Annotated in this window: 27 protein-coding genes and 1 tRNA gene; 20 read left to right on the forward strand and 8 right to left on the reverse strand. The window is 68.6% G+C overall.

Features of this window, described 5'->3' with window-relative positions; translation table 11 throughout:
• Nucleotides 1–61 precede the first annotated feature (61 nt).
• Nucleotides 62–844 (forward strand): protein-disulfide reductase DsbD domain-containing protein, encoded by a 783-nt coding sequence (locus L632_RS0101530; RefSeq protein WP_028716227.1) that lies wholly within the window; start codon nucleotides 62–64, stop codon nucleotides 842–844.
• Here the strand turns inward: L632_RS0101530 and L632_RS0101535 are convergent.
• Together L632_RS0101535 and L632_RS0101540 are read right to left on the reverse strand one after the other, a co-directional pair.
• Nucleotides 841–1,650: a uracil-DNA glycosylase family protein gene (locus L632_RS0101535; RefSeq protein ID WP_051476349.1), complete on the reverse strand. Its 810-nt coding sequence runs from the start codon at nucleotides 1,648–1,650 to the stop codon at nucleotides 841–843. The two genes, L632_RS0101530 and L632_RS0101535, sit on opposite strands and share 4 nt — an antisense overlap.
• Nucleotides 1,651–1,719: 69 nt before the next feature.
• A complete protein-coding gene (locus L632_RS0101540; protein WP_028713363.1) occupies nucleotides 1,720–2,121 on the reverse strand; it encodes a hypothetical protein in 402 nt (133 codons plus the stop codon).
• Between the two features lie 154 nt (nucleotides 2,122–2,275).
• Here L632_RS0101540 and leuB point away from each other — a divergent pair, with 154 nt between their 5' ends.
• The 13 genes from leuB (at nucleotide 2,276) to L632_RS0101610 (ending at nucleotide 14,284) form a co-directional block, all read left to right on the forward strand.
• On the forward strand, nucleotides 2,276–3,394 hold the full coding sequence (gene leuB, locus L632_RS0101545; protein WP_028713364.1) for a 3-isopropylmalate dehydrogenase: 1,119 nt from the start codon (nucleotides 2,276–2,278) through the stop codon (nucleotides 3,392–3,394).
• 60 nt (nucleotides 3,395–3,454) lie between these two features.
• Nucleotides 3,455–4,408 (forward strand): DMT family transporter, encoded by a 954-nt coding sequence (locus tag L632_RS0101550; protein ID WP_028713365.1) that lies wholly within the window; start codon nucleotides 3,455–3,457, stop codon nucleotides 4,406–4,408.
• Nucleotides 4,409–4,484: 76 nt separating this feature from the next.
• Nucleotides 4,485–4,561, forward strand: a tRNA-Pro gene (locus tag L632_RS0101555).
• 744 nt (nucleotides 4,562–5,305) lie between these two features.
• A complete protein-coding gene (locus L632_RS0101565; RefSeq protein ID WP_028713366.1) occupies nucleotides 5,306–6,046 on the forward strand; it encodes an N-formylglutamate amidohydrolase in 741 nt (246 codons plus the stop codon).
• 232 nt (nucleotides 6,047–6,278) lie between these two features.
• The gene (gene pyk, locus L632_RS0101570; protein ID WP_028713367.1) at nucleotides 6,279–7,724 is read left to right on the forward strand and encodes a pyruvate kinase; all 1,446 of its coding nucleotides are present in this window, start codon (nucleotides 6,279–6,281) and stop codon (nucleotides 7,722–7,724) included.
• A gap of 40 nt (nucleotides 7,725–7,764) precedes the next feature.
• The gene (locus tag L632_RS0101575; RefSeq protein WP_028713368.1) at nucleotides 7,765–8,265 is read left to right on the forward strand and encodes a hypothetical protein; all 501 of its coding nucleotides are present in this window, start codon (nucleotides 7,765–7,767) and stop codon (nucleotides 8,263–8,265) included.
• A 108-nt stretch (nucleotides 8,266–8,373) separates the two neighbouring features.
• Nucleotides 8,374–8,574 carry a 50S ribosomal protein L35 gene (rpmI, locus tag L632_RS0101580; RefSeq protein WP_028713369.1) on the forward strand — a complete coding sequence of 67 codons (201 nt, stop codon included), beginning with the start codon at nucleotides 8,374–8,376 and terminating at the stop codon, nucleotides 8,572–8,574.
• Nucleotides 8,575–8,586: 12 nt separating this feature from the next.
• Entirely contained in the window at nucleotides 8,587–8,946 is a 360-nt protein-coding gene (gene rplT / locus L632_RS0101585; RefSeq protein WP_011748559.1) for a 50S ribosomal protein L20, read from the forward strand.
• A gap of 211 nt (nucleotides 8,947–9,157) precedes the next feature.
• Nucleotides 9,158–10,579 carry a cytochrome P450 gene (locus L632_RS21860; RefSeq protein ID WP_232220942.1) on the forward strand — a complete coding sequence of 474 codons (1,422 nt, stop codon included), beginning with the start codon at nucleotides 9,158–9,160 and terminating at the stop codon, nucleotides 10,577–10,579.
• Entirely contained in the window at nucleotides 10,576–11,985 is a 1,410-nt protein-coding gene (locus L632_RS0101595; protein WP_028713370.1) for a sodium:alanine symporter family protein, read from the forward strand. Before L632_RS21860 ends, L632_RS0101595 begins: the two co-directional genes overlap by 4 nt.
• 3 nt (nucleotides 11,986–11,988) lie before the next feature.
• Complete coding sequence (locus tag L632_RS0101600) at nucleotides 11,989–12,333, forward strand: arsenate reductase family protein (protein WP_028713371.1); 345 nt, start codon at nucleotides 11,989–11,991, stop codon at nucleotides 12,331–12,333.
• A 71-nt stretch (nucleotides 12,334–12,404) separates the two neighbouring features.
• Complete coding sequence (gene pheS / locus L632_RS0101605) at nucleotides 12,405–13,496, forward strand: phenylalanine--tRNA ligase subunit alpha (RefSeq protein ID WP_028713372.1); 1,092 nt, start codon at nucleotides 12,405–12,407, stop codon at nucleotides 13,494–13,496.
• Between the two features lie 305 nt (nucleotides 13,497–13,801).
• Nucleotides 13,802–14,284 carry a hypothetical protein gene (locus tag L632_RS0101610; protein WP_028713373.1) on the forward strand — a complete coding sequence of 161 codons (483 nt, stop codon included), beginning with the start codon at nucleotides 13,802–13,804 and terminating at the stop codon, nucleotides 14,282–14,284.
• Between the two features lie 4 nt (nucleotides 14,285–14,288).
• Here the strand turns inward: L632_RS0101610 and L632_RS0101615 are convergent, their stop codons facing one another.
• Nucleotides 14,289–14,600, reverse strand: coding sequence for a TM2 domain-containing protein (locus L632_RS0101615; RefSeq protein ID WP_028713374.1), 312 nt, complete (start codon nucleotides 14,598–14,600; stop codon nucleotides 14,289–14,291).
• A gap of 202 nt (nucleotides 14,601–14,802) precedes the next feature.
• On the opposite strand from L632_RS0101615, the gene pheT reads away from it, so the two are divergent.
• Nucleotides 14,803–17,190: a phenylalanine--tRNA ligase subunit beta gene (gene pheT, locus L632_RS0101620; RefSeq protein WP_028713375.1), complete on the forward strand. Its 2,388-nt coding sequence runs from the start codon at nucleotides 14,803–14,805 to the stop codon at nucleotides 17,188–17,190.
• Between the two features lie 62 nt (nucleotides 17,191–17,252).
• Here pheT and L632_RS24165 read toward each other — a convergent pair whose 3' ends face one another.
• On the reverse strand, nucleotides 17,253–17,561 hold the full coding sequence (locus tag L632_RS24165) for a hypothetical protein (RefSeq protein WP_156933614.1): 309 nt from the start codon (nucleotides 17,559–17,561) through the stop codon (nucleotides 17,253–17,255).
• Between the two features lie 130 nt (nucleotides 17,562–17,691).
• Nucleotides 17,692–18,393: a glutathione S-transferase C-terminal domain-containing protein gene (locus tag L632_RS0101630; RefSeq protein WP_028716229.1), complete on the reverse strand. Its 702-nt coding sequence runs from the start codon at nucleotides 18,391–18,393 to the stop codon at nucleotides 17,692–17,694.
• A 91-nt stretch (nucleotides 18,394–18,484) separates the two neighbouring features.
• On the opposite strand from L632_RS0101630, the gene mscL reads away from it, so the two are divergent.
• Nucleotides 18,485–18,919: a large conductance mechanosensitive channel protein MscL gene (gene mscL, locus L632_RS0101635; protein WP_028713378.1), complete on the forward strand. Its 435-nt coding sequence runs from the start codon at nucleotides 18,485–18,487 to the stop codon at nucleotides 18,917–18,919.
• A 156-nt stretch (nucleotides 18,920–19,075) separates the two neighbouring features.
• Nucleotides 19,076–19,534, forward strand: coding sequence for an Lrp/AsnC family transcriptional regulator (locus L632_RS0101640; RefSeq protein WP_028713379.1), 459 nt, complete (start codon nucleotides 19,076–19,078; stop codon nucleotides 19,532–19,534).
• Between the two features lie 57 nt (nucleotides 19,535–19,591).
• On the opposite strand, the gene rpsU is transcribed toward L632_RS0101640, so the two are convergent.
• Nucleotides 19,592–19,798, reverse strand: coding sequence for a 30S ribosomal protein S21 (rpsU, locus tag L632_RS0101645; protein ID WP_011748553.1), 207 nt, complete (start codon nucleotides 19,796–19,798; stop codon nucleotides 19,592–19,594).
• 124 nt (nucleotides 19,799–19,922) lie between these two features.
• Here rpsU and L632_RS0101650 point away from each other — a divergent pair, with 124 nt between their 5' ends.
• Nucleotides 19,923–20,609, forward strand: coding sequence for a COQ9 family protein (locus L632_RS0101650; protein WP_028716230.1), 687 nt, complete (start codon nucleotides 19,923–19,925; stop codon nucleotides 20,607–20,609).
• An 11-nt stretch (nucleotides 20,610–20,620) separates the two neighbouring features.
• Nucleotides 20,621–21,598 carry an NAD(P)H-quinone oxidoreductase gene (locus L632_RS0101655; protein ID WP_036696982.1) on the forward strand — a complete coding sequence of 326 codons (978 nt, stop codon included), beginning with the start codon at nucleotides 20,621–20,623 and terminating at the stop codon, nucleotides 21,596–21,598.
• 230 nt (nucleotides 21,599–21,828) lie between these two features.
• Here L632_RS0101655 and L632_RS0101660 read toward each other — a convergent pair whose 3' ends face one another.
• The gene (locus L632_RS0101660; RefSeq protein WP_028716232.1) at nucleotides 21,829–22,458 is read right to left on the reverse strand and encodes a ribonuclease T2; all 630 of its coding nucleotides are present in this window, start codon (nucleotides 22,456–22,458) and stop codon (nucleotides 21,829–21,831) included.
• A gap of 160 nt (nucleotides 22,459–22,618) precedes the next feature.
• On the opposite strand from L632_RS0101660, the gene L632_RS0101665 reads away from it, so the two are divergent.
• Nucleotides 22,619–23,371 carry a DUF1013 domain-containing protein gene (locus tag L632_RS0101665; protein ID WP_028713383.1) on the forward strand — a complete coding sequence of 251 codons (753 nt, stop codon included), beginning with the start codon at nucleotides 22,619–22,621 and terminating at the stop codon, nucleotides 23,369–23,371.
• Nucleotides 23,372–23,416: 45 nt separating this feature from the next.
• Here the strand turns inward: L632_RS0101665 and L632_RS0101670 are convergent, their stop codons facing one another.
• Nucleotides 23,417–24,889 (reverse strand): NAD-dependent succinate-semialdehyde dehydrogenase, encoded by a 1,473-nt coding sequence (locus L632_RS0101670; protein WP_028713384.1) that lies wholly within the window; start codon nucleotides 24,887–24,889, stop codon nucleotides 23,417–23,419.
• Nucleotides 24,890–24,896: the final 7 nt, after the last annotated feature.

Consider the following 24,896-nt stretch of genomic DNA (forward strand, 5'->3'; position numbering starts at 1 on the left):
CGCAAGGGATTGTCGCTATTGTGACTTCACGCCGGGGGCGGGGGGCGACTAGAACGGCGCCATGAAGACCCTTGCCCTGCTATTCCTGACCGCCGCGCCGGCTTTGGCGCAGGACCTGCCGCCCGGGCTGGTCTCGGCCGAGCTTCTGCCCGGCTGGATCACCGCCGAGGGCGAGCGCATGACCGCGCTGCACCTGCGGCTGGAGCCGGGCTGGAAGACCTATTGGCGCAGCCCCGGCGATGCCGGCGTGCCGCCGCGCTTCGACTGGGGCGCCTCGCGGAACCTGGGCGAGGTGCGGCTGCTCTGGCCGCGCCCCGAGGTGATCGAATCGGGCGGCGAGCGCACGCTGGGCTATCACGAGGAACTGGTCCTGCCGATCGAGATCGCCCCCGCCCGCCCCGGCGCGCCGGTCGAGCCGAGGGCCGTGGTCGATTTCGGCATCTGCCTGGACATCTGCGTGCCGGTGCAGGTGGCCTTGCAGGCCGGACCGCCCGGCCCAACGCCCGATCCGCGGATCGAGGCGGCCATCGCCCGCCAGCCCGAAGCCTCGGACCGGCAGCCGGAATGCCGCATCGCCCGGATCAAGGACGGCATGCAGGTCACCGCCACCCTGCCCGCGGCGGAAAGCGCCCGCGGCGACGAGGTGGCGATGGAGCTGGCCGATGACGAGATCTGGGTCTCGGCGCCGGAAACCCGCGAGGCGGGCGGGCGGCTGATGGCGCAGGCGGATTTCGTCGCCGCCTCGGGCAAGCCGTTTCCGCTGGACCCGGAGGCGCTGCGGGTGACCCTGATCGGCCCCGACGACGCGGTCGAGTTCGAGGGCTGCCGCGAGGTGGCCGACTAGCCGTCGAGCCGGGCTGCCAGCGACAGCAGGTCGGCCCAGGCATCGCGCTTGGCCAGCGGCGTGCGCAGCAGATAGGCCGGATGCGCCATCGGCAGCGCCGGCAGGCCGAAGGCCGCGGTCCATTTGCCGCGCAGCTTCAGGATGCCCTGCTGGTTCAGCGCCGCGATGCAGGGCGTGTTGCCCATCAGCACCAGCAGCTGGGGCTGGACCAGTTCCACATGACGGCGCAGGAAGGGCAGCATCATGGCGATCTCGGCCGGCTCGGGGCGGCGGTTGCCCGGCGGGCGCCAGGTCAGCACATTGGTGATATAGAGCGCGCGTTCCGCATCCACCGCCTTGCGCGACAGGCCGATGGCGTCGAACATCATATCCAGAAGCTGGCCCGCGCGGCCGACGAAGGGGCGGCCCTGGCGGTCCTCCTCCTCGCCCGGGGCCTCGCCGATGATCATGACGCGCGCTGCCGGATTGCCGTCGCAGAAGCAGAAATTCCGCGCGCCCTTCTTCAGCTCGATCCCGTCGAAGGCTTCCTGCGCGGCGGCAAGCGCGTCCAGGGACCTCGCGGCGGCCGCCATGGCCTCGGCGCGGGCGATCAGGTCCTCGGCCGCGTCCCTGGCCTCGTCGCGCGGTGCCGGGGCGGCGGCCGGCGGCGGGGCGGGGGGCGGCTCGGCGCGCTCGGGCATGACATAGCGGTCGAGCGGCGCGTCGAGGCAGGGCTCGTCCGCGCCCAGCTCGGCCTGCCATTGCAGAAGCGCCAGCGCCGTCTCGGCATCCAGCGCGAATCCTCTGAAGGTCGGATCGGCGGTCATGGCCGCAGGCTAGGCCGCGGCGTGGGCGCGGGCAAGGTGCGACGCGCGATTGCGCGGCGGCGCGAGGCTTTATTGCGATTGCGTCAGCGGCGTCGTGCCGCCGCCCATGCCGACCAGCCGCTGGATCAGCGGCTTCGCCGTCGGCCCGATGCGGTCGCAGGCGCCCGGATCGTCCAGAAGCTTGAAGGCCGGCCCGTAATAGGTCCGGTCATAGGCCGAGGCGTCCAGACCCAGTTTCGCCGCCAGCAGGTCGCCCGTGCCGGTGATCAGCGTCCATTCCCCGTCCGTGATCGGGTAATCCGGGCAGTTCGAGGTGATGACGTTCACATTCGCCAGGTCCGCGATCAGCGACTTCGCCTCGGCCTCGGACAGGCCCGAGACATCGGGAAGCCTGACGGTGATGCCGCCGTCCGCCAGCGCCGCGCCTGACACCAGGACCAGCGTGCCGGCCAGAGCCGCGAGTGCCTTCATGGATTGCTCCCTTGCTTGTTCTGGGCGTTCGGTTTGCCCGCCCATCCCGCCCGATCCGCCCAGCCGGCGCAACCCAATTCGCCGTGAACTTGACGCAGCGGGGCCGCAAGGCTAGGCGGGTCGCCAAGTGCCAGAAGCATAGAGGATGCCTGCGATGACGACCTATTCCCTGCTGATCCTGCCCGGCGACGGCATCGGCCCCGAGGTCATGGCCGAGGTGCGCAAGGTCATCGGCTGGTTCGAGAAGAACCGTGCCCTGTCCTTCGACGTCAGCGAGGATCTGGTCGGCGGCGCAGCCTATGACAAGCACGGCAAGCCCCTGGCGGACGAGACCATGGCAAAGGCGCAGGCGGTCGATGCGGTGCTGCTGGGTGCCGTTGGCGGGCCGAAATACGACGACCTCGACTTCTCGGTGAAGCCCGAGCGCGGCCTGCTGCGCCTGCGCAAGGAGATGGACCTGTTCGCCAACCTGCGCCCGGCGCAATGCTTCGACGCGCTGGCCGATTTCAGCTCGCTCAAGCGCGAGGTGGTGGCCGGGCTCGACATCCTGATCGTGCGCGAGCTGACCTCTGGCGTCTATTTCGGCGAGCCACGCGGCATTTCCGACGACGACACCCCTGGCAACGAGGGCGGCCGCGTCGGCGTGAACACTCAGCGTTACACCAGCGGAGAGATCCGCCGCGTCGCGCGCTCGGCCTTCGAACTGGCCCGCAAGCGCGCGGGCCGCGTCTGCTCGATGGAAAAGGCCAATGTGATGGAATCCGGCATCCTCTGGCGCGAGGAGGTGCAATGGGTCCATGACAACGAATATCCCGATGTCGAGCTGTCGCACATGTATGCCGACAACGGCGCCATGCAGCTGGTGCGCAACCCGCGCCAGTTCGACGTGATCGTGACCGACAACCTGTTCGGCGACATCCTGTCGGATGCGGCGGCGATGCTGACCGGCAGCCTGGGCATGCTGCCCTCGGCCAGCCTTGGCGCGCCGATGGCGAACGGCCGGCCCAAGGCGCTTTACGAGCCGGTGCACGGTTCGGCCCCCGACATCGCCGGGCAGGGCAAGGCCAACCCGATCGCCTGCATCCTGAGCTTTGCCATGTGCCTGCGCTATTCCTTCGATCTGGGCGCCGAGGCCGACCTGCTGGAAAAGGCCGTCGAGAAGGTGCTGGCCGATGGCGTGCGCACCGGCGACCTGATGGGTGCCGAGGGCGGCAAGCCGGTCTCGACCGCCGAGATGGGCGACCACATCGTCGCGGCGCTTTCGGCGCTGTAATCGGCCGGCCGCGCCTGTCCCGGGCAGGCGCGGCCCCATCGCGGAGCGTCGGAGGGGCGCATGACGGCGGGCAATATCAAGGGCGCGCTGCTCGCCCTTCTGTCCATGGGGCTCTATTCCACCCATGACGTGATCATCAAGCTGCTGGGCGAGAGCTACCCGGCGCTGCAGATCCTGTTCTTCTCGGCGCTGCTGTCCTTTCCGCCGCTGGCGGTGCTGCTGCTGCGCGACCCGACGCATGGCACATTGCGGCCGCGCAACCCGTTCTGGGTCGGGCTGCGTTCGCTTTGCATCGTCGCCTCCGGGGTCGGCGGCTTCTACGCCTTTTCCGTGCTGCCCCTGGCGCAGGTCTATTCCATCCTCTTCGCCGCGCCGCTGATCGTCACCGTGCTGTCGGTGCCGCTTCTGGGCGAAAAGGTCGGGCTGCACCGCTGGCTGGCGGTCTGCGCCGGGCTTTGCGGGGTGCTGATCGTGCTGCGCCCCGGCGCGACCTCCCTGGGCCTCGGCCATCTGGCGGCCTTGATGGGGGCGACGGCGACGGCGCTTTCCGCCATCGCCGTGCGCAAGCTGGGCCGGTCCGAGCGGACGGTGATCCTGCTGCTTTGGCCGATGATCGGGAATTTCCTGCTCACCGGCGCCTCGCTGGGCTTCGCCTATCGCCCGATGGAGCTGGGGGACCTGGCGCTGACCGGGGTGATCGCGGCCCTGGGCCTTGCGGCGGGTTTCCTGCTGATCCTGGCCTATCAGGCCGGCGAGGCGGCCAATGTCGCGCCGATGCAATATTCGCAGATGCTCTGGGCGGTGGCCTATGGCTGGTTCCTGTTCGGAGAGCGCCCGGACGGGCCGACGGTGCTGGGGGCGGGGCTGATCATGGGCTCGGGCCTCTACATCCTGATGCGCGAGCGGCTGGGCGCGTCGCGGCTGCGCCCGGCGACGCGGGCGCGCTTTGGCAGCGATGCGGTGACCGCGCCGCGCTGGAGCCTGCTGCAGCGCCTGCTGCGCGAGCGGGGCTGAGGCGGTTTTTCTGGGGCTGAACCGCAAGATTCCCCCTTGCATTCCGCCGTCCCAGGGGCTACCTGCCCCACACGGTCGGAGCGTAGCGCAGCCTGGTAGCGCACCTGCTTCGGGAGCAGGGGGTCGGAGGTTCGAATCCTCTCGCTCCGACCAGTTTTCGCTTGGTGTGGCGTTTCAGAGAGTCCTGCCTTTTTTTTTTCATGAGGTGGTCATTCTGCCTCTCGTCTTACGCCCCATGAAAGTCATGTCTCCATGCACCGGTGACGGACCATGGCTACCAACAAAGCTTGGCACCCGGCGCCGTCGCTCCCGGCCTTTTGCAGATCTACGACGCTCTCAAAAGCTGCGCCGGGGCATTCCTTAAAGCTGTTTCCTTGACGGTGGCGGCAAGGCCGCACATGCCCCGCTCAAAGGCGGTGACGCTGCCAGAACTGTCCCGCGGCGCCGGCAGAGCCGTAACGATGTGAACGGAGCGGCGGTTTGCCGGTGATGCCGAGCAGCACGCTGCCGGTTTCGTGCGGCAGGCGTTCTGCGCGCAATGCCGCGATCTGCCCGGCAAGGCCCTCATCTTAGGTTACAGTCCAGCTGCCGAGCGCGATTTTCCGGGCCGGCAGTGCCGTCGCTTCCGTCAGGCTGACGCTGTGATCGTCAGCGAGGGTCGAGGACAAGCGCATCCGGGGCATGGACCAGAAGACCCCGAAGGCCCACATCCGGGCGACCAGGGATTTGCAGCGTTTCCGGATCCTCTGTCATAGCGTGCGGCGCCGGATCGCAACCCGCTGCGACAGGCGGAAAGGTCTTCCTGTCCGCCATCCTCCTTGCTGCAGCCGTCTTGTTCTGGCTGTGAAACTCCATGAGTCTGGAACCCGAAGCTTGCTGCGGAAAGGCGATGGACGGATGACGGCACAGCCCTATTCAACGATCGGAGAGGACCGGCCCTCGCGCTGGTTGATCACCTGCGATCATGCGACGAACCGCGTGCCGGACTGGATCGCGGGCGGCGATCTGGGCATCGCGCCAGAGGACATGGCGCGCCACATCGCCTATGACGTCGGCGCCGCCGGGCTGACGCGCGCGCTGGCCGAGCGCCTGGACGCGCCGGCGATCCTGTCGGATTTCTCTCGGCTGGTGATCGACCCGAACCGCGGCGAGGACGATCCGACCCTGCTGATGCGCATCTATGACGGCACGGTGATTCCCGCGAATCGCCGCATGGACGCGGCCGAGCGCGAGCGGCGGCTCGAGCGGCTCTACCGTCCCTATCACGCCGCCTATGCGCGGCTGGCGGCCGGGCGGCCGGACCGGGCGATCTGCGCCATCCACAGCTTTACCCGCCAGCTGCGCGGCCGGCCGCGCCGGCCCTGGGCGGTGGGGGTGCTCTATTCGCATCGCGACAAGCGGCTGGGCCCGGCCCTGGTGCGCGAATGCCGCGACCTGGGCTGGATCACCGGCGAGAACGAACCTTATTCCGGCCATCTGGATGGGGATTCCATCGACCGCCACGCCCTGGCGCATGGCCGTCCGAACGTGCTGATCGAGGTCAGGAACGACCTGATCGCGGACGAGGCTGGCCAGCAGCTCTGGGCCGACCGCCTGGCCTCGGTGCTGGCGGGTTTCCTGGCGCGGCACCGGGTCTGAGGTTGCCGCCGCGGTCCCTCCGATGCATCGGCCATCTTCAAGGCGTGAATGGTCGGCTGTCGGGCGAACGCGAAAGGGGTGGTGGCCTGAGCCTCTTCGCCCGATGATGGAGGGGCCGACCGGCAATGAGTTCGGGCCCAAAGCCAATCGCAAGGCCAAGCATAGTTGCCGCAGACCGGCCAATAGGCCATAAACGCAGCGACGATAGCGCAAACATCCGCGGGAGGAACGCATGAGACGGCATCGCAAGGTCAAGATCGTGGCAACGCTTGGGCCGGCCTCCAGCGATTTCGCCACCATCCGCGCCCTTTTCGAGGCCGGCGCGGACGTGTTCCGCCTGAACATGAGCCACGGCACGCATGAGGAGCAGCGCGCCCGCTACGACATCATCCGCAAGGTCGAGGCCGAATCGGGCCGGCCCATCGCGGTGCTGGCCGACCTGCAGGGCCCGAAGCTGCGCGTCGGCACCTTCGCCGAGGGGCCGCATGATCTGCAGGACGGGCAGGTCTTCCGCTTCGACCTCGATCCGGCGCCGGGCACCGCCAACCGCGTGCAGCTGCCGCATCCCGAGATCTTCGCGGCGCTGGAACCCGGCGCCGAGCTGCTGGTCAACGACGGCAAGATCCGCCTGCGGGTCGAGGCCTGCGGCTCGGATTTCGCCGATTGCGTGGTGACGGCGGGGGGCGCGATCTCGAACCGCAAGGGCGTGAACGTGCCCGACGTGGTGCTGCCGCTGGCGGCGCTGTCGGACAAGGACCGCGACGACCTGGAATTCGCCTGCGGGCTGGGCGTGGACTGGCTGGCGCTGTCCTTCGTGCAGCGCCCCGAGGACGTGATCGAGGCGCGCGAACTGGCCAAGGGCCGCGCCGCCATCCTGTCCAAGATCGAGAAACCCGCCGCCGTGCGCGCGTTTTCCGAGATCCTGAAGGTCTCGGACGGGATCATGGTGGCGCGGGGCGACCTGGGGGTGGAACTGCCGGTGCATTCGGTGCCGCCGATCCAGAAGCGGCTGGTGCGCGCCTGCCGCGCGGCGGCCAAGCCGGTGATCGTGGCGACCCAGATGCTGGAATCGATGATCGAAAGCCCGATGCCGACCCGCGCCGAGGTCTCGGACGTGGCCACCGCCATCTACGAGGGCGCCGATGCGGTGATGCTCTCGGCCGAAAGCGCGGCCGGCGCCTATCCGGTCGAGGCGGTGGCGACCATGGACAATGTCGCGCGCTCGGTCGAAAGCGACCCGACCTATCGCGACATCATCGAAAGCTCGCGCAGCGCCAGGCGCCAGACCGTGGCCGATGCCATCGTCGCCGCGGCGCGCGAGATCGCCGAGACCACCGACATTTCCTGCATCTGCGCCTTTACCCAATCCGGCACCACCGCCAGCCTGACGGCGCGCGAGCGGCCGCGGGTGCCGATCGTCGCCATGTCCTCGGAACAGGGCACGCTGCGCCGGCTGTGCCTGACCTGGGGCACGCATTGCGTCAAGACCCCCTCGCTGGAACGCTTCAAGCAGGCGGTGGTGAACGCGGCCAAGGCGGCGCGGGATTTCGGCTTTGCCGACGAGTCGAACCAGATCGTCGTCATGGCCGGCGTGCCCTTCAACGTGCCGGGCACCACCAACATCCTGCGCATCGCGCCCTGCGACGAACGCTTGATCTACCGCACCGATCCGGAATAAGCCGCGGGTTCAAAGAGATCCGCAACGGAAAGGTGATCCGATGATCGACATCCTGCTGCTGGCCGGCGTGGCGCTTTGCGCCCTCTCGGTCCTTCTGGCCATCCTGTCGGTGGCGCGCACGCAGGCCCCCCGAGGTGCCGCGATCCTGCTGGTGCTGGGCATCGTGCTGCTGCTGGCGGGCGGCTGGCTCGATCAGCGGCCCTTCGGCATCCAGTCGCTGCAGGAAAGCTGGCAGCGGCTGGTGAACGGCGAGGTGACGACCGGCACCGACCCGGTCACGGCGCCCGCGCCCGAGGCCCCGGCCGAGGAAGCCCCGGCCGGCGAGGCCGCGCCCGAGACCCCGGCGTTGGAAGCCCCCGCGGAGACGCCTGCCGCCGAGAACCCCCCGGCTGATTCCGCGCCGGAAGCCCCCGCGCCGGAAGCCCCCGCCGCGGAGGAGCCTGCCGCCGATCCCGTTGTCGAGGATCCCGCCGCCGACACCCCGGCTGCGGATGCGCCGGCGGCAGAGGACGGGGCCGAGGCTCCGGCCCAGGGCCAATAACCCTTGCCAATCCGTGCGTGCCCGCTTATAGGGCACGCTTCCACCCGCGCGGCCGGCCGAGATGGCATTGCCGAGTCGCGCGTTCACTCTGACCGCAAGGAGAGTAAAATGCCGAAGATGAAGACCAAATCGGCCGCCAAGAAGCGGTTCTCGATGACGGCCACCGGCAAGGTCAAGGCCGGCCCGGCCGGCAAGCGCCACGGCATGATCAAGCGCTCGACGAAATTCATCCGCGACGTGACCGGGACCATGGTCCTGTCCGATGCGGACGCGAAGATCGTCAAGAAATACATGCCCTACAACCGCTAAGGAGAACCGGACATGGCACGAGTCAAATCGGGTAAGATCACCCACGCCCGCCACAAGAAGGTTCTTGACGCGGCGAAAGGCTATTACGGCAACCGGTCGCGCAACTTCCGCACCGCGACCCAGGCCGTCGACAAGGCCAACCAATACGCGACCCGCGACCGCAAGACGCGCAAGCGCAATTTCCGCGCGCTGTGGATCCAGCGCATCAACGCCGCCGTGCGCGCCGTCGATGCCGAGATGACCTATTCGCGCTTCATCGCCGCGCTGGCGAAAGCCGGGATCGAGGTGGACCGCAAGGTCCTGGCCGACCTGGCCGTCCACGAGCCCGAGGCCTTTGCCGCCGTGGTCGCGCAGGCGAAAGCCGCCGCCTGATTCCGGGCCAAGGCTGAAACGGACAGGACCCGCGCCGCGAGGCGCGGGTTTTTTCGTTGCCGGCGGCGCGCGGGTCCGGGGGCTCTGCCCCCACGCCGCACCGGCCCCTTGGCGGGGCCGGTGCGGCGTTCCCCCGGGATATTTGGGCAAGAAAGAAGCTTTCGGCATCGGCCGCCGGGAACCTCGGTCGCCTTGGCGGGTTTGGCCGCTGATGTCTCTGGACCCGTCGCCCGACCGCTACCCCGCCCGCGTGCCCCTGCATCGCCAGCCGATGGGGGTGCTGGCCAGCGCCATGACCGCGCGGCGCAACGTGCTGGAGCTGATCCCCGAGATCGCCGTGCGCCAGCCCATGGTCTCGGGCAAGACCGGCAAGCGCTGGCACATGGTCATGGACCCCGAGGCGCTGCGCCGGGTGCTCAAGGACCGGGTCGAGGATTATCCGAAATCGCTGGTCACCCGGCTGATCCTGGAGCCTGCCATCGGCAATTCCATGTTCGTGGCCGAGGGCGCGCATTGGCGCTGGCAGCGCCTGGCCGCCGCCCCGGCCTTCGCCCAGCGCCATGTCGAGGCGCTGGCGCCGGTGATGACCGCCGCCGCCGAGGCCAGCGCCCGGCGGCTGGCGGCGGCGCAGGGCCCGGTCGATGTCTTTGCCGAGACCGTGGCCGCGACCTTCGAGGTGATCTCGGACGTGACCTTTTCCGGCGACGAGGGCTTCGACCGCAACGCGGTGCATCAGGCCATCGACGCCTATATCGCCGGCGCGGCCCGCATCTCGGTCCTGGACATCCTGGGCCTGCCGGGCTGGATTCCGCGGCCCGGGCGGCTGGTCTCCGGCGGCGATCTGCGGCGGATGAAGCGCGTCGCCGACGAGGCGATCCGCGCCCGGGCGCGCTCGGGTCCGCGCCCGGTGCCGGACCTTCTGGACCTGCTGCGCGCCGGCGAGGACCCCGAGACGCATCGCCGCATGACCCCGGCCGAGCTGCGCGACAACCTGCTGACCTTCATCGTCGCCGGGCACGAGACCACGGCCTTGACGCTGGCCTGGGCGCTTTACCTGCTGGCCTTCGACCCCGAGGTGCAGGACCGCGCCGCGCGCGAGGCCCGGGCTGCGCTGGCCGGCCGGGCCGCCACCGCCGACGACCTGCCGCGCCTGACCTATATCCGCCAGGTGGTCGAGGAGGCGCTGCGGCTTTACCCGCCCGCCGCCTTCCTGTCGCGCACCGCCCGCATCCACGACAGCCTCGGCGGGCGCGAGGTGCGGCCGGGCGACACGATCATGCTGCCGATCTATGCGCTGCATCGCCACCGGATGCTCTGGGACGATCCTGACCGGTTCGACCCCGGGCGTTTCGCCCCCGGCGTGACCCGCGACCGCTTCGCCTTCCTGCCCTTCGGCGCCGGGCCGCGCATCTGCATCGGCGCCAGCTTCGCCCTGCAAGAGGCGGTGATCATCCTTGCCACGCTGGTCTCGCGCTTCCGCTTTGCCCTGACGGCGCGCCGGCCGCAGCCGCGCATGATCCTGACCCTGCGCCCGCATGGCGGGGTTTGGCTGCAGGTCGCGCCGCGGCAGGCGGGTTGCGATGCTCACGCATCCGTTACACAATCCCCCGGCGAACGGGGGACACGACCATGACCGGCATCATCGACTTCCTGAACACGATCTTCTGGGGCTACGTCCTGATCTATGGCCTGCTGGCGGTGGGGATCTTCTTCACCATCCGGCTGGGCTTCATCCAGATCCGGCATTTCGGCGAGATGTTCCGCTGCGTGCTTGGCTCGCGGACGGCCGACAAGGACGGCATCTCGCCCTTCCAGGCGCTGACCGTCAGCCTGGCCAGCCGCGTCGGCACCGGCAATATCGCCGGGGTCGCGGTGGCGATCACGCTGGGCGGGCCGGGCGCGGTCTTCTGGATGTGGATGGTGGCGCTGGTCGGCATGGCCACGGCCTATGCCGAATCGACCCTGGCCCAGCTTTACAAGGAGCACGGGCCGAACGGCATGTATCGCGGCGGCCCGGCCTTCTACATCAAGAAGGCCCTGGGGCAGGGCTGGCTGGCGGTCATCTTCGCCGTGGCGCTGATCATCGCCTTCGGGCTGATCTTCAACGCCGTGCAGTCCAATTCCATCGCCGAGGCGGTCGCGGGCGCCTTCGGCATCGACAAATCCGTGGTCGGCATCGCCATCGCGGCGCTGACCGGGGTGATCATCTTCGGCGGCATCCCGCAGATCGCCCGGGTGGCGGAATATGTCGTGCCCTTCATGGCCGGCGCCTATCTGCTGGCGGCGGCCTGGGTGCTGATCGCCAACATCACCCTGGTGCCCGGGGTGATCGGCCAGATCATCGGCTCGGCCTTCGGCCTGCAGGAGGCGGCGGGCGGCGCCGCCGGCGGCATCGCCGCCGCCATGCTGAACGGCGTCAAGCGCGGGCTGTTCTCGAACGAGGCCGGCATGGGCTCGGCCCCGAACATCGCCGCCGTCGCCGTGCCCGATCCGCATCACCCCTCCAGCCAGGGCTTCGTGCAGGCGCTGGGCGTGTTCATCGACACCATCCTGGTCTGCACCGCCACCGCGATCATGATCCTGCTGTCGGGCGCCGTGCCCTCGGCCGAGTTGACCGGCGTCGCCCTGACCCAGGCGGCGCTGGGCGAGCATTTCGGCGGCTTCGGGCATTATTTCGTCGCCATCGCCATCTTCTTCTTCGCCTTCACCTCGATCATCGGCAATTACGCCTATGCCGAGAACGCCATCGTCTTCCTGGGCCATGGCAGCCCGGTGCCGGTGATCGCGCTACGCATCGGCGTCATGGCCATGGTGATCTGGGGGGCGATCCAGACCGTGCAGACCGTCTTCGACTTCGCCGATGCCTCGATGGGGCTGATGGCGACGATCAACCTGATCGCCATCGTGGCGCTTTCCGGCACCATCGCCTATGTCACCCGGGACTATCTGCGCCAGCGTGCCGAGGGGTTGAACCCGACCTTCCGCCTGGCCGATCATCCCACAGTGGCGCCGGGCGCCAGCGCCTCGATCTGGAAATAGGACATGATCACCATCTATCACAAGCCGACCTGCTCGACCTCGCGCAAGGTGCTGCAGATGATCCGCGACGCCGGGCACGAGCCCGAGATCGTCGATTACGCCCGCGACGGCTGGACCCGCGGCCAGCTTCTGGGCCTGTTCGCCGCCGCCGACGTGACCCCGCGCCAGGCCCTGCGCGTCAAGGGCACCGATGCCGAGGCGCGCGGCCTGCCGGAAGCCAGCGACGAGGACATCCTGGCCGCCATGGTCGAGAACCCGCTGCTGGTCGAGCGGCCCTTCGTCTGCGGCCCCGGCGGCGTGCGGCTGTGCCGCCCGGCCGAGCGGGTGGCCGAGACCTTCGCCCGCTAAGGGCCTCCCCCGGGCTTTTCCCTGCGGTCTCCGCGTGCTAATCGGCCCGCGAACCGCAAGGAAACCTGCCCATGTCCGACCAGTCCGACCTGACCGCCCTTCGCCAGTCCTATCTCGACCGCATCGCGACCGCCGCCGACGGCGAGGCGCTGGAACAGGTGCGGCTGGCCGCCCTGGGCAAGAAGGGTGAGATCAGCGGCATGATGAAGGAACTGGGCCGGATGACGCCCGAGCAGCGCCAGACCACCGGCGCGGCGCTCAACCGCCTGAAGGACGAGATCGACGCCGCGCTGCGCGCCCGCAAGCAGGGGCTCGAGGATGCGGCGCTGGACGCGCGGCTGAAGCAGGAATGGCTGGACGTGACGCTGCCCGGCCGGCCGCGGCCGCAGGGCACGATCCACCCGATCAGCCAGGTGACCGAGGAAGTCACCGCGATCTTCGCCGACATGGGTTTCCGCGTCGCCGAGGGCCCGCAGATCGAAAGCGACTGGTTCAATTTCGACGCGTTGAACATCCCGCCCGAGCATCCCGCCCGGCAGGAGCACGACACTTTCTTCATGGCCCGCGCGGCGGACGACCCGCGCCCGCCGCATGTGCTGCGCACCCATACTTCGCCGGTGCAGATCCGCGCCATGCAGGCGACGGGCGCGCCGATCCGGGTGATCTGCCCGGGCCGGGTCTACCGGATGGACATGGACCAGACCCATACGCCGATGTTCCACCAGGTCGAGGGGCTGGCGCTGGGCAAGGGCATCTCGATGGCGAACCTGAAATGGACGCTTGAGGAGTTCTGTCGCGCCTTCTTCGAGGTGGACGAGGTCGAGCTGCGCTTCCGCGCCAGCCATTTCCCCTTCACCGAGCCCTCGGCCGAGGTCGATATCCGCTGCTCGTGGGAGGGCGGCAAGCTGACCATCGGCCAGGGCGAAAGCTGGCTGGAGATCCTGGGCTCGGGCATGGTGCATCCCAAGGTGCTGGCGGCGGGCGGCATCGACCCCGAGGAATGGCAGGGCTTCGCCTTCGGCATGGGCATCGACCGCATCGCCATGCTGAAATACGGCATTCCCGATCTGCGGGCGTTCTTCGAAAGCGACCTGCGCTGGCTGCGGCATTACGGGTTTGCTGCGGGGGATGTGCCCAGCGTGGCGGGCGGTCTGTCGCGCTAAGCCGCTCGGGATTGCTTCACGTCTGAGGCGTTACCGTGAGCGGCTAGGCGTCCGCGCGATATGCGGGCCTTTATCGGCCCTGCCGCGAATCGCGTGCCAGCCGTTGCAGCGCCGCTTGCCGCCACGCCCGGCACAACCGGAACCGTGTCCACTGCGTCCTCCGTTCCCGCCTAGCCGCAACCTGCGACGGCCGGGCTTGGCAGCAAGCCGCAGCCCACGCCCCTGTCAGATGACAGCTCTGCCGCGCGCCGCTATCTTGCGCCCGACCGCGAGTCACCGCACCAAGCCAGCAGCAAAGGGCCAGCATGTCGAACCCCACCACGCTCACCGCCTATGCCTCGGCCTTCATGGCCTCGATCAGCCTGTTCGGCCTTGTCGATGCCGGGCGGGTGACCGAAGGGGCGCCCGTCGCCTCGGCCATCACCCAGGCCTATCTGTTGCCGGTGCTCGGCATTGCTGCGGCAACCTTCCTGGCGGTCACCATCATCACGCTGTCGCGCGGCTACCTGACCCGCCCGCATCGCTGGAACGACGAGCGGACCGAGCGCGCCGTGCTCGAGGTCGGGTTGGCCGCCGCCTGTTATTTCGGGGTGCTGGCGCTGATCGGCTATTTCCTGGCGCTGATGGCGCCGGGCTGGATCTCCGGCGCCGCGCCGGGGCTGGCGCGGCACTGGCCCTGGTTCCTTGCCGCGCCTTGCCTGGGTTTCGGCATCCTCGGCCACCGGCACAAGCCGGCCTGGCTGGCGGCGGCGGCGGTCTTCGTCACCCTGGGCTTGTTTACCGGCTGAAGCCTCAGCGCAGGCCCGAGCCCAGCCGCCGGCGGATCTCGTCCTTGTCCTCCTGGATCATGCCGGGGATCAGGAACAGGTCGACCAGCGCCCACAGGCAGACCAGCCCGACCAGCGGCCAGCCGATCAGGATCGGCGCCGTCAGCCAGCCCAGACCCCACAGCGCCAGCATGATGAGGCCGCTGGCCCAGCGGCCCAGATACATGCGATGCGCCCCGAAGCCCCAAAGCAGGATCGCCAGCAGATAGGCGACCAGCGGCGATTTCGCGTCATTCGCGACCCTCTGTTCGATCAGCAGTTCCCGTTGCGTGTCCATTGGCTCCCATGCCCATGTTAATCCTGTTCACATATAGGTCGCCGCGCAGCCCCGACAAGACCGGGCGGCCGGCGTGCCCTTTCCCGCACGATCTCCGGCAAATGCTGGAAAACCCGCCTCGGGCGGGCAGGGGCGGTGCACGACCCTACCAATCCGCCGCGCCATGCGCTAAGGGACGCCCAAACCGACGGAGCCCTCGCCCATGAAATTCACCCTCTCCTGGCTCAAGGAGCATCTCGACACGACCGCCAGCCTCGACGAGATCACCGAGGCGCTGACCGATCTCGGCCTTGAGGTCGAGGGCGTGACCGATCCGGCCGCGAAGCTGAAGACCTTCACGCTCGCCAAGGTTCTGGAGGCGGTGCAGCACCCCGATGCCGACCGGCTGCGGGTCTGCAAGGTGCTGACCGACGAGGGCGAGAAGCAGATCGTCTGCGGCGCCCCCAATGCCCGCGCCGGCATCACCGTGGTGCTGGCCAAGCCCGGCGACTACGTTCCCGGCATCGACGTGACCCTGGGCGTCGGCAAGATTCGCGGCGTCGAGAGCCATGGCATGATGGCCTCGGAGCGCGAACTGGAGCTTTCCGACGAACACAATGGGATCATTGAACTTCCCTCGGGCGGGGTGGGCGAGAAATTTGTCGACTGGCTGGCCGCGAACCGGCCCGAGGCGGTCGATCCGGTCATCGAGATCAAGATCACCCCGAACCGCCCCGATGCGCTTGGCGTGCATGGCGTCGCCCGCGATCTGGCGGCGCGCGGGCTGGGCCGGCTGAAGCCGGTCGCGGACGTGACCGTGCCCGGCAGCTTCACCTCGCCGATCAGGGTGGTGATCGCGCCGGAAATGGCTGAAAAGGCGCCGTTTTTCAGCGGCAGGCTGATCCGCGGCGTCAGGAACGGCCCCTCGCCGGACTGGCTGCAGAAGCGGCTGACCGCCATCGGGCTGCGGCCGATCAACACGCTGGTGGACATCACCAACCTCTTCACCTTCGACCTGAACCGGCCGCTGCACGTCTTCGACGCCGACAAGGTCAAGGGGGACCTGACCGTGCGCGCCTCGGCCGAGGGCGAGGAACTGCTGGCGCTGGACGGCAAGACCTATGCCTTCGCGCCCGGCACCATGATCATCGCCGACGAGGCAGGGCCGGAAAGCATCGCCGGCATCATGGGCGGCGAGCATAGCGGCTGCTCGGACGGGACGGTGAACGTGTTCCTGGAAAGCGCCTATTGGGACCCGATCGCCATCGCCGCGGCGGGCCGGGCGCTGAAGATCAATTCCGACGCCCGTTACCGCTTCGAGCGCGGCGTGGACCCGGCCTTCACCCGGCCGGGGCTGGAACTGGCGACGCGGATGATCCTGGAGCTTTGCGGGGGCGAGGCCTCCGAGGTGGTGACGGCGGGCACGGTGCCCGACACCCGCCGCAGCTACCGGCTGGAGCCGGCGCGGGTCAGCAGCCTGGTCGGCATGGACATTCCCGAGGACGAGCAGCGCGCCACGCTGACCGCGCTGGGTTTCCGACTGGATGGCGATCAGGCTTTCGTCCCGAGCTGGCGCCCCGATGTGCAGGGCAGCGCCGACCTGGTCGAGGAGGTGGCGCGCATCGCCTCGCTGACCAAGCTGCAAGGCCAGCCGCTGCCGCGCCCGCAGGCAGGGGTGCCGCAGCCGGTGCTGACGCCCTTGCAGCGCCGCGAGCAGGCGGCGCGGCGCATGGCGGCAAGCCTCGGCTATAACGAATGCGTCACCTACAGTTTCATCGACGCACAGGCGGCGGCGCTGTTCGGCGGCGGCTCGGATGCCGTCCGCATCGAGAATCCGATCAGCAGCGAGATGACGCATATGCGCCCCGACCTTCTGCCCGGCCTGCTGGCGGCGGCGGCGCGCAACCAGGCACGCGGCTTTGCCGATCTGGCGCTGTTCGAATGCGGCCCCGTGTTCAGCGGCGGCGAGCCGGGCGAGCAGGACCTGCATCTCTCGGGCATCCTCGTCGGCTCTATCGCGCCGCGCGACCCCTATGCCTCGCGGCGCAAGGTGGATATCTACGACGCCAAGGCCGATGCCGAGGCGGTCTTGCAGGCCATCGGCGCGCCCGCCAAGGCGCAGATCAACCGCAAGCTGGACGGCTGGTGGCATCCGGGCCGGGCGGGGAACATCGCGCTGGGGCCGAATGCGCTTGCGACCTTCGGCGAGATCCATCCGCGCGTGCTGCGGCATTTCGGCATCAAGGGCGCCGCGGTCGGCTTTACCGTGCGCGTGGCCGCCGTGCCGCTGCCCAAGGTCAGGACGCCCTCGCGCCCGGCGCTGGTGCTGTCGGACCTGCAGGCGGTCGAGCGCGACTTTGCCTTTGTCGTGGATGCGCAGGTCGAGGCGCTGACGCTGGTGAATGCGGCGGCCGGCGCCGACAAGGCGCTGATCGAGCGGGTGACAGTCTTCGACCAGTTCACCGGGCTGGAGGGCGGCAAGAAGTCCATCGCCATCACCGCGCGCCTGCAGCCGCGGGAAAAGACCCTGACCGATGCCGAGATCGAGGCGGTCAGCGCGAAGATCGTCGAGAAGGTCGGCAAGGCCACCGGCGGGGTGCTGCGCGGCTAGACCCGGAAGGGCGTCCCCCGGTCAGGATGGATCAGGCCGGGGACGGGCCCCGGCCTTTCCCCTCAATCATCGTCGTCGTCGTCGTCGTCGTCATCGTCGCGGCCATGCCAGCGGCGTCCGCGGCGGTCATCATCGTCGTCGTCTCGGTCCCAATGGCGATGGGCGCGATACCCGCCGCCCTGATCCCGACCAGGATGTCGCCAGCCAGGCTGCAACAGCCGGTCGTCCCATCGGGTCAGGCCGCGGATCAGCAGGTTTTCCAGCGAGGGAGGGTGAGAACGCCATGGTCCGTCATCGTCAGCCTGCGCGATACCGGGCAAGGACATCGCCGAGAACGTGGCGGCGGCAAGAAGTTTGTGCAAGGATTTCATCTGTCCGTCCTCTGAGCTGCAACATCAACCGTTGCGGCAGGTTTACGGACGGCGGGACGGATTATTCCCCGGCCTTCGGGATTTTACGCCCGGCGGTGCGCCCCGCCCGGCTGGCGGGGCGCTTTCGATGTCAAGCAGCGCCGACCTCGACCCCCCTTTGCACCGCCGGTCGGGCCAGGAAGCGGTCCAGATAGGCCTGGACATTGGCAAAGCCGTCCATCCCCGTTTCCTTCTCGGCCTCGTAATTCACCCGCACCGTGCGCAGCCAGGGACCGACCGCCATGTCGGCGATGGAATAGTCGCCGGTGATCCAGTCGCGGCCCTGCAATTGCCGGTCGAGCACGCCCAGAAGCCGCCGCGCCTCGTTGTAATAACGGGTGCGCGGGCGGGGGTCCTCGATCTCGCTGCCCTTGTAGCGGTGGAAATAGCCGACCTGGCCGAACATCGGCCCGACGCCGCCCATCTGCCACATTAGCCACTGGATGGTATGATAGCGCGCCGCGCCCGAGGCGGGCAGGAACCGGCCGGTCTTGTCGCCCAGATAGATCAGCATGGCGCCGGTCTCGAACAGGCCGATGGGCCGGCCGTCGGGCCCGTTCGGGTCGATCATCGCCGGGATCTTGTTGTTGGGGTTCAGCGACAGGAATTCGGGGGTGAACTGATCCTCGGGGTCGCCGATGCTGATGCGGTGGGCGTCATAGTCCAGCCCGCATTCCTCGAGCATGACCGAGGTCTTGATGCCGTTCGGCGTGTTCAGCGTATAGAGCTGGATCACCTCGGGGCGCCGGGGCGGCCAGCGGCGGGTGATCGGGAAATCGGAAAGTGCCGTCATGTCGTTTCCTGTGCTGACTATGTTGCAAGGGGCAATCGTGATATGGCAGCCTGTGCCGGAACGCGCGCAACAGGCTGGAAAAGGTAAGCCCATGTTCAAGGAATTCAAGGAATTCATCGCCCGTGGCAATGTCATCGATCTGGCCGTCGGCATCATCATCGGTGCAGCCTTCACGGCCATCGTGAATTCGCTGGTGGCCGACCTGATCAACCCGATCATCGGCCTGTTGACCGGCGGGACCGATTTCAGCGGGCATTACCTCGTGCTCAAGGGCGAGGTTCCGCCGGGCGCCAGCCTGCAGGTGGCGCGCGATTCCGGCGCCTCGGTCTTTGCCTATGGCGCCTTCCTCTCGGCGGTCATCAATTTCCTGATCATCGCCTGGGCGGTGTTCCTGCTGGTCAAGGCGGTGAACAGGGTGCAAAGCGCCGCGGTCCGCAAGAAAGAGGACGAGGCGGCGCCCGCCGGCCCGACGCAGGAAGAGCTGCTGATGCAGATCCGCGACGAGCTGCGCGCCAACCGCGCCTGAGATCGCCCCTTCGGGATCGTGCGGCGGCGCGGCCTGCGGGTCGCGCCCTCGTCGTTTCAGGCCTTGGCGATTTTCGCTTATGCGGGCGGCCGTGGCGCGCTATTGTCGAAGAAACCGGCGCCGCAGGGCGTCCGCGAGACAGGGATCGCCCCGATGATCGAGCTTGACGCAACGGATCGCCGCATTCTGTCGGTCCTGCAGCGCGACGGACGCATGACCAATGCCGACCTGGCCTCCGAGGTCGGGCTCTCGGCCAGCGCCTGCCACCGCCGCGTGCAGCGGCTGGAGGAACTGGGGGTGATCCGCGGCTATGTCGCGCTGCTCGACGCGCGCAAGCTCGAGCGCCCGACCACGGTCTTTGTCGAGATCACCCTTTCGGGCCAGGCCGATGAACTGCTCGAGGCTTTCGAGCGCGCCGTGCGCACCATTCCGGATGTGCTGGAATGCCACCTGATGGCGGGGTCGGCGGATTACCTGCTGAAGGTGGTGGCGCAGGATACCGACGATTTCGCCCGCATCCACCGCCAGCGGCTGGCGAAACTGCCGGGGGTCCAGCAGATGCATTCCTCGTTCTCGCTGCGCACGGTGGCGCAGACCACGGCGCTGCCGGTGTGAATAGAAAACCCCCGCGCCGGGCACGGGGGTTTTCCTGAAACGAACGTGTCGCTCGTCTTACAGCGCGCCTTCGCGTTGCGCTTTCTTGCGCGCCAGCTTGCGGGCGCGGCGGACGGCCTCGGCCTTTTCACGGGCCTTCTTGACCGAGGGTTTCTCGAAATGCTGCTTGAGCTTCATTTCACGAAACACCCCCTCGCGCTGAAGTTTCTTCTTCAGAGCACGAAGCGCCTGTTCGACGTTGTTGTCGCGAACACTTACCTGCATGTGGTTGTCACCACCTTCCTAGGTTAGAGTTGATCTGATTGCAGGACGCGGCCTTCTAGCAAGGCGAATCGGCTTTGTCCAGATTTTCCGGGCCGGGTCCGCGTGATGGAGGAAGGAGAGCGCCATGACGGATGAACGCGAGCGGCTGGTCGAGGCCGCGCTGTCGCATGTCATCTTCGAAGGCATGGGCGAAAAGGCCATTGCCGAGGGCGCCCGCGACATCGGCATGAACCCGGCGCTGGCGCGGGTCTATCTGCCGCGCGGCGGCGCGGATCTGGCCGCCGCCTATCACCGCAGGGGCGATGCCGCGCTGCGCGACTGGCTGGCCGCGCATCCGCCCGAGGGGCGGTTCCGCGACAGGGTCTCGGCGGCGGTGATGCATCGCCTGTCGCTCAGCAACCGCGAGCTGGCGCGGGCCGGGGCGGCGATCCTGGCGCTGCCGCAGAACGCGGCCCTGGGCGCACGGCTGGTCTGGGAGACGGCGGATGCGATCTGGGACGGGCTGGGCGACCGGTCCGAGGACGTGAACTGGTATTCCAAGCGCGCGACGCTGTCGGCGGTCTACGGCGCGACGGTGCTCTACTGGCTCGGCGACGATTCGCCCGAGGCCGAAGAGACGCGCAGGTTCCTCGACCGCCGCATCGAGGGCGCGATGCGATTCGAGACCCTCAAGGACCGTCTCGGCGCGCTGCCCGGGGTTTCGGCGCTGGCCGGGCTTGCAACGGGCTGGATCAGGCGGCCGGAAAATCGCAATCTGCCCGGAGAGTTGCGCGCAGGCCCGCGCGCCCGGACAGAAGGAGGCGATGGGTGATTCCCGATGTGATGCAGGCGGTCGAGATCTCGTCTCCGGGCGGGGCGGAGGTGCTGCGGCCGGTGACCCGGCCGGTGCCGGTGGCCGGACATGGCCAGATCCTGATCCGCGTCGCCTGGGCCGGGGTGAACCGCCCCGATCTGCTGCAGCGCGCCGGCTCCTATGCGCCGCCGCCCGGCGCCTCGGACCTGCCGGGGCTGGAATGCGCCGGGGAGGTGGCGGCCGTCGGCCCGGGGGTGACGCGCTGGAAGCCGGGCGACCGCGTCTGCGCATTGCTGCCGGGCGGCGGCTATGCGGAATACGCCACCTGCCCGGCCGAGCACGCCCTGCCGATCCCCCAGGGCCTGTCGTTGCGCGCCGCCGCTGCGCTGCCGGAAACCGCCTTCACGGTCTGGTCCAATGTGGTCATGCGCGGCGGGTTGCAGCCGGGTGAGCGGTTCCTGGTCCATGGCGGCTCCTCGGGCATCGGGACCATGGCGATCCAGACCGCCCGGGCGCTGGGGGCACGGGTCTGGGCGACGGCGGGCTCGGCCGGGAAATGCGCGGCCTGCGAGAGGCTGGGCGCCGCGGCGATCAACTATCGCGAGGAAGATTTCGTCGCCGTGCTGCGCAAGGCCGGCGGCGCCGACCTGATCCTGGACATGGTGGGCGGCGACTACATCGCCCGCAACATCCGGTGCCTGGCCGATGACGGCCGGCTGGCGATGATCGCCTTCCTCGCCGGACCCAAGGCCGAGATCAACTTCGCGCAGATCATGGCGCGGCGCCTGACCGTGACCGGCTCGACGCTGCGCCCGCAATCGGACCTCGCCAAGGCGCGGATCGCCCGGGAATTGCAGGAGCGGCTCTGGCCGCTGATCGAGGCGGGAGCGGTGCGTCCGCTGATCGATAGCGCCTTTCCCTTGCGCGAGGCGGTCGAGGCGCATCGCCATATGGAGAGCAGCAACCATATCGGCAAGATCCTGTTGCAGGTCTCGGCCGAGGACTGAGCCCTTCGGTGCCAACGGCGCGGCCCGAGGCCTCCGGCGGGGATATTTGAACAAGAAAGAAGCGCACACACCCCGCCCGCCGCAGCAAAGGTCGGGGTGTGGCTTCTCTCTTGACGGTCATCGGCGTCCCCGCCTGTACCGTGAAGCCAGACTGACAGGAAATCCTTGCGATTCGGTTAACGGCTTCTTTCTTGTTCAAATATCCCCGCCGGAGGCCCGCCGCCGCGCCATCACCGCGGCGCCGGGATCAGGAAACTGCCCGGGCAATCGCGCCGGATGTCCGGGGCGCAGGCCCGGGGCTCGAGTTCGCGGGTCAGGCAGATGCGGACCTCCTGCAGGGCGCGGCTGCGGCAGGTGACGGTGATTCCGTCGCGGGCAAGACCGGGGTTCGCCTCGATGAAGGCGTCCTCGACGACCGTCGCGGGCAGGGTGGCGTCGCGGTCGAGCCGGCGCAGCGGCTCGGGAATCGCGATCGCGTCGGCGGCCTTGCGGGTCAGCGCGAAATAGTCTCCCGCCGGCAGGCCCGAGCAGCGGCCGTGCTTTTTCCATTGATACCAAGCCAGTCCGCCCGAGCCCATCACATCCGCCATGGCCCGGGTCTCGCGCCGCGTGGGGTCGCGGGCATCGGTCGGGCAATCCTCGGGCCAGCCGCGCTCGTATTGCGGCCAGAGGCCATGGACGATGAAACCGGTGCGCCGTCCGCTCTCGCATTGATCGGCGCCTTCCGCATCGCCTTCCGCCCGGCACCAGCTGGGCGACCAGCTCAGCGACAGGACGTAATAGTCGAAATGTCCGGCGGCGTCCTGGGCCAGGGCGGCGGGGGCAATCAGCAGCGCGGCAATCAGGGGAAGGGCTTTCATGCTCGCGAACCTAGCGCCCGGCCCGGCGGCGTGCCATGAAATTCAGGCTTTATTTTGACCTTTTCTGGCCCTATATAGCCCGTCAATCCCCCGAAAATGGAATGGCAGCCGCCGAAAGCCGTTTTCCCCGGCCGGAAGAGATATTGTTAAGGAGAAGGTCATGAACAAGCCGCTGATGGCCAAGGCCACCGCCGTCTGGCTGGTCGACAACACGACGCTGAGCTTCAAGCAGATCGCCGATTTCTGCGGCATGCACGAGCTCGAGGTGCAGGGCATCGCCGATGGCGACGTGGCCGCCGGCGTCAAGGGTTTCGACCCGGTCGCCTCGAACCAGCTCGACGCCGCCGAGATCGAGAAGGGCCAGAAGAACCCGCTCTACAAGCTGAAGCTCAAGCACAACCCCGCCGCCGAGGGCGAGGAGAAGCGCCGCGGCCCGCGCTACACCCCGCTTTCCAAGCGCCAGGACCGGCCCGCCGCCATCCTGTGGCTGGTCAAGTTCCACCCCGAGCTGGCCGATGCGCAGATCGCCAAGCTGGTCGGCACCACCAAGCCGACCATCGCCTCGATCCGCGACCGGACGCATTGGAACATCCAGAACATCCAGCCCATCGACCCGGTGGCGCTGGGACTGTGCCGGCAGTCCGAACTGGACGCCGCCGTGCAGAAGGCCGCCAAGCGCAAGGCCGCCGAGGGCGGGGCGATGACCGACGACGAGCGCCGCAAGCTGCTCTCGACCGAGACCTCGCTGGCCATGTCGGACGAACCGCGCCTGCCCAGCTCGATCGCCGGGCTGGAGAATTTCAGCCTCAGCAAGAACGACGACAAGCCCGAGCAGGACGACAATCTGGATGCGGACAGCTTCTTCAACCTGCCCGAGGCGGATGACGATGAGGACGAGGACGACCGCCGCTGATCGCGAAAACCCCGGAGCCAGGCTCCGGGGTTTCTTCCTGGCCGGTCAGATCGACAGGCAGATGTATTTCATCTCAAGGTAGTCCTCGATGCCGTGGCGCGAGCCCTCGCGGCCGAGGCCGGATTGCTTGACGCCGCCGAAGGGCGCCACCTCGGTCGAGATGATGCCGGTGTTCACCCCGACGATGCCGTATTCCAGCGCCTCCTGCACGCGGGTGATCCGGCCGATGTCGCGGGCATAGAAATACGAGGCGAGGCCGAAGATCGTCGCATTGGCGCGCTCGACGGCCTCTTCCTCGGTCTCGAACTTGAACAGCGGCGCCAGCGGGCCGAAGGTCTCCTCGGTCGCCACCTTCATCCTGTCGGTGATGCCGGTCACGACCGTCGGGTCGAAGAACAGCCCGTCGCGCGGCTTTCCGCCGGTGACGACGGTGGCGCCGCCCTCCACCGCGTCCTGGATATGTTCCTGGACCTTTTCGACCGCGTCCCGGTTGATCAGCGGGCCGGTGGTCACGCCCTCCTCCAGCCCGTCGCCGACGCGCAGCTTGTCCACCGCCGCCGCCAGCCGCCTGGCGAATTCGTCATAGACCCCGGCCTGCACATAGATGCGGTTGGCGCAGACGCAGGTCTGGCCGTTGTTGCGGAATTTCGAGGCCATGGCGCCCTCGACCGCCGCGTCCAGATCGGCATCGTCGAAGACGATGAAGGGCGCATTGCCACCCAGCTCCATCGAGCATTTCAGCACCTGATCGGCGGCCTGGCGCAGCAGGATGCGGCCGACCTCGGTCGAGCCGGTGAAGGTCAGCTTGCGGATCAGCGGGTTCTCGCAGAACTCCTTGCCGATATCCGAGGATCGCGACGAGGTCACGATGCTGAACAGCCCCTTGGGCACGCCCGCGCGTTCGGCCAGCACCGCCAGCGCCAGGGCCGAAAGCGGCGTCTCGGCGGCGGGGCGGCCGACGAAGCCGCAGCCGGCGGCGATGGCCGGGCCGCATTTGCGGGTGATCATCGCGTTCGGGAAGTTCCAGGGCGTGATCGAGCCGACCACGCCGATCGGCTGGCGGATCACCGTCAGGCGCTTGTCGGGCTGGTGGCCGGGAATGGTCTCGCCATAGATGCGCTTGGCCTCCTCGCCGAACCATTCGATGAAGCTGGCGCCATAGGCGATTTCGCCCTTAGCCTCGGGCAGGGGCTTGCCCTGTTCGGCAGTCAGGATGCGGCCCAGGTCGTCCTGGTTCTCCATCATCAGGTCGAACCATTTGCGCATGATCTGGGCGCGCTCCTTGGCGGTGCGGGCGGCCCAGCCCTTCATCGCCTCGGCCGCGGCCGAGATGGCGCGGGCGACCTCGGCGCGGGACAGGTCGGCGACCTCGGCGATCACGTCGCCGCGGGCCGGGTTCACCACCGGGAAGGTCTTGCCGTCGTCGGCGTCCACCCATTCGCCGGCGACATAGGCGCGGGTCTCCAGCAGCGAGGGGTCTTTCAGCAGCATCTTCAGGTCGGTCGCGGGCTTGTTCATGGCGGGG

Source organism: Paracoccus sp. J39 (genome assembly GCF_000518925.1).
Lineage (GTDB): Bacteria > Pseudomonadota > Alphaproteobacteria > Rhodobacterales > Rhodobacteraceae > Paracoccus.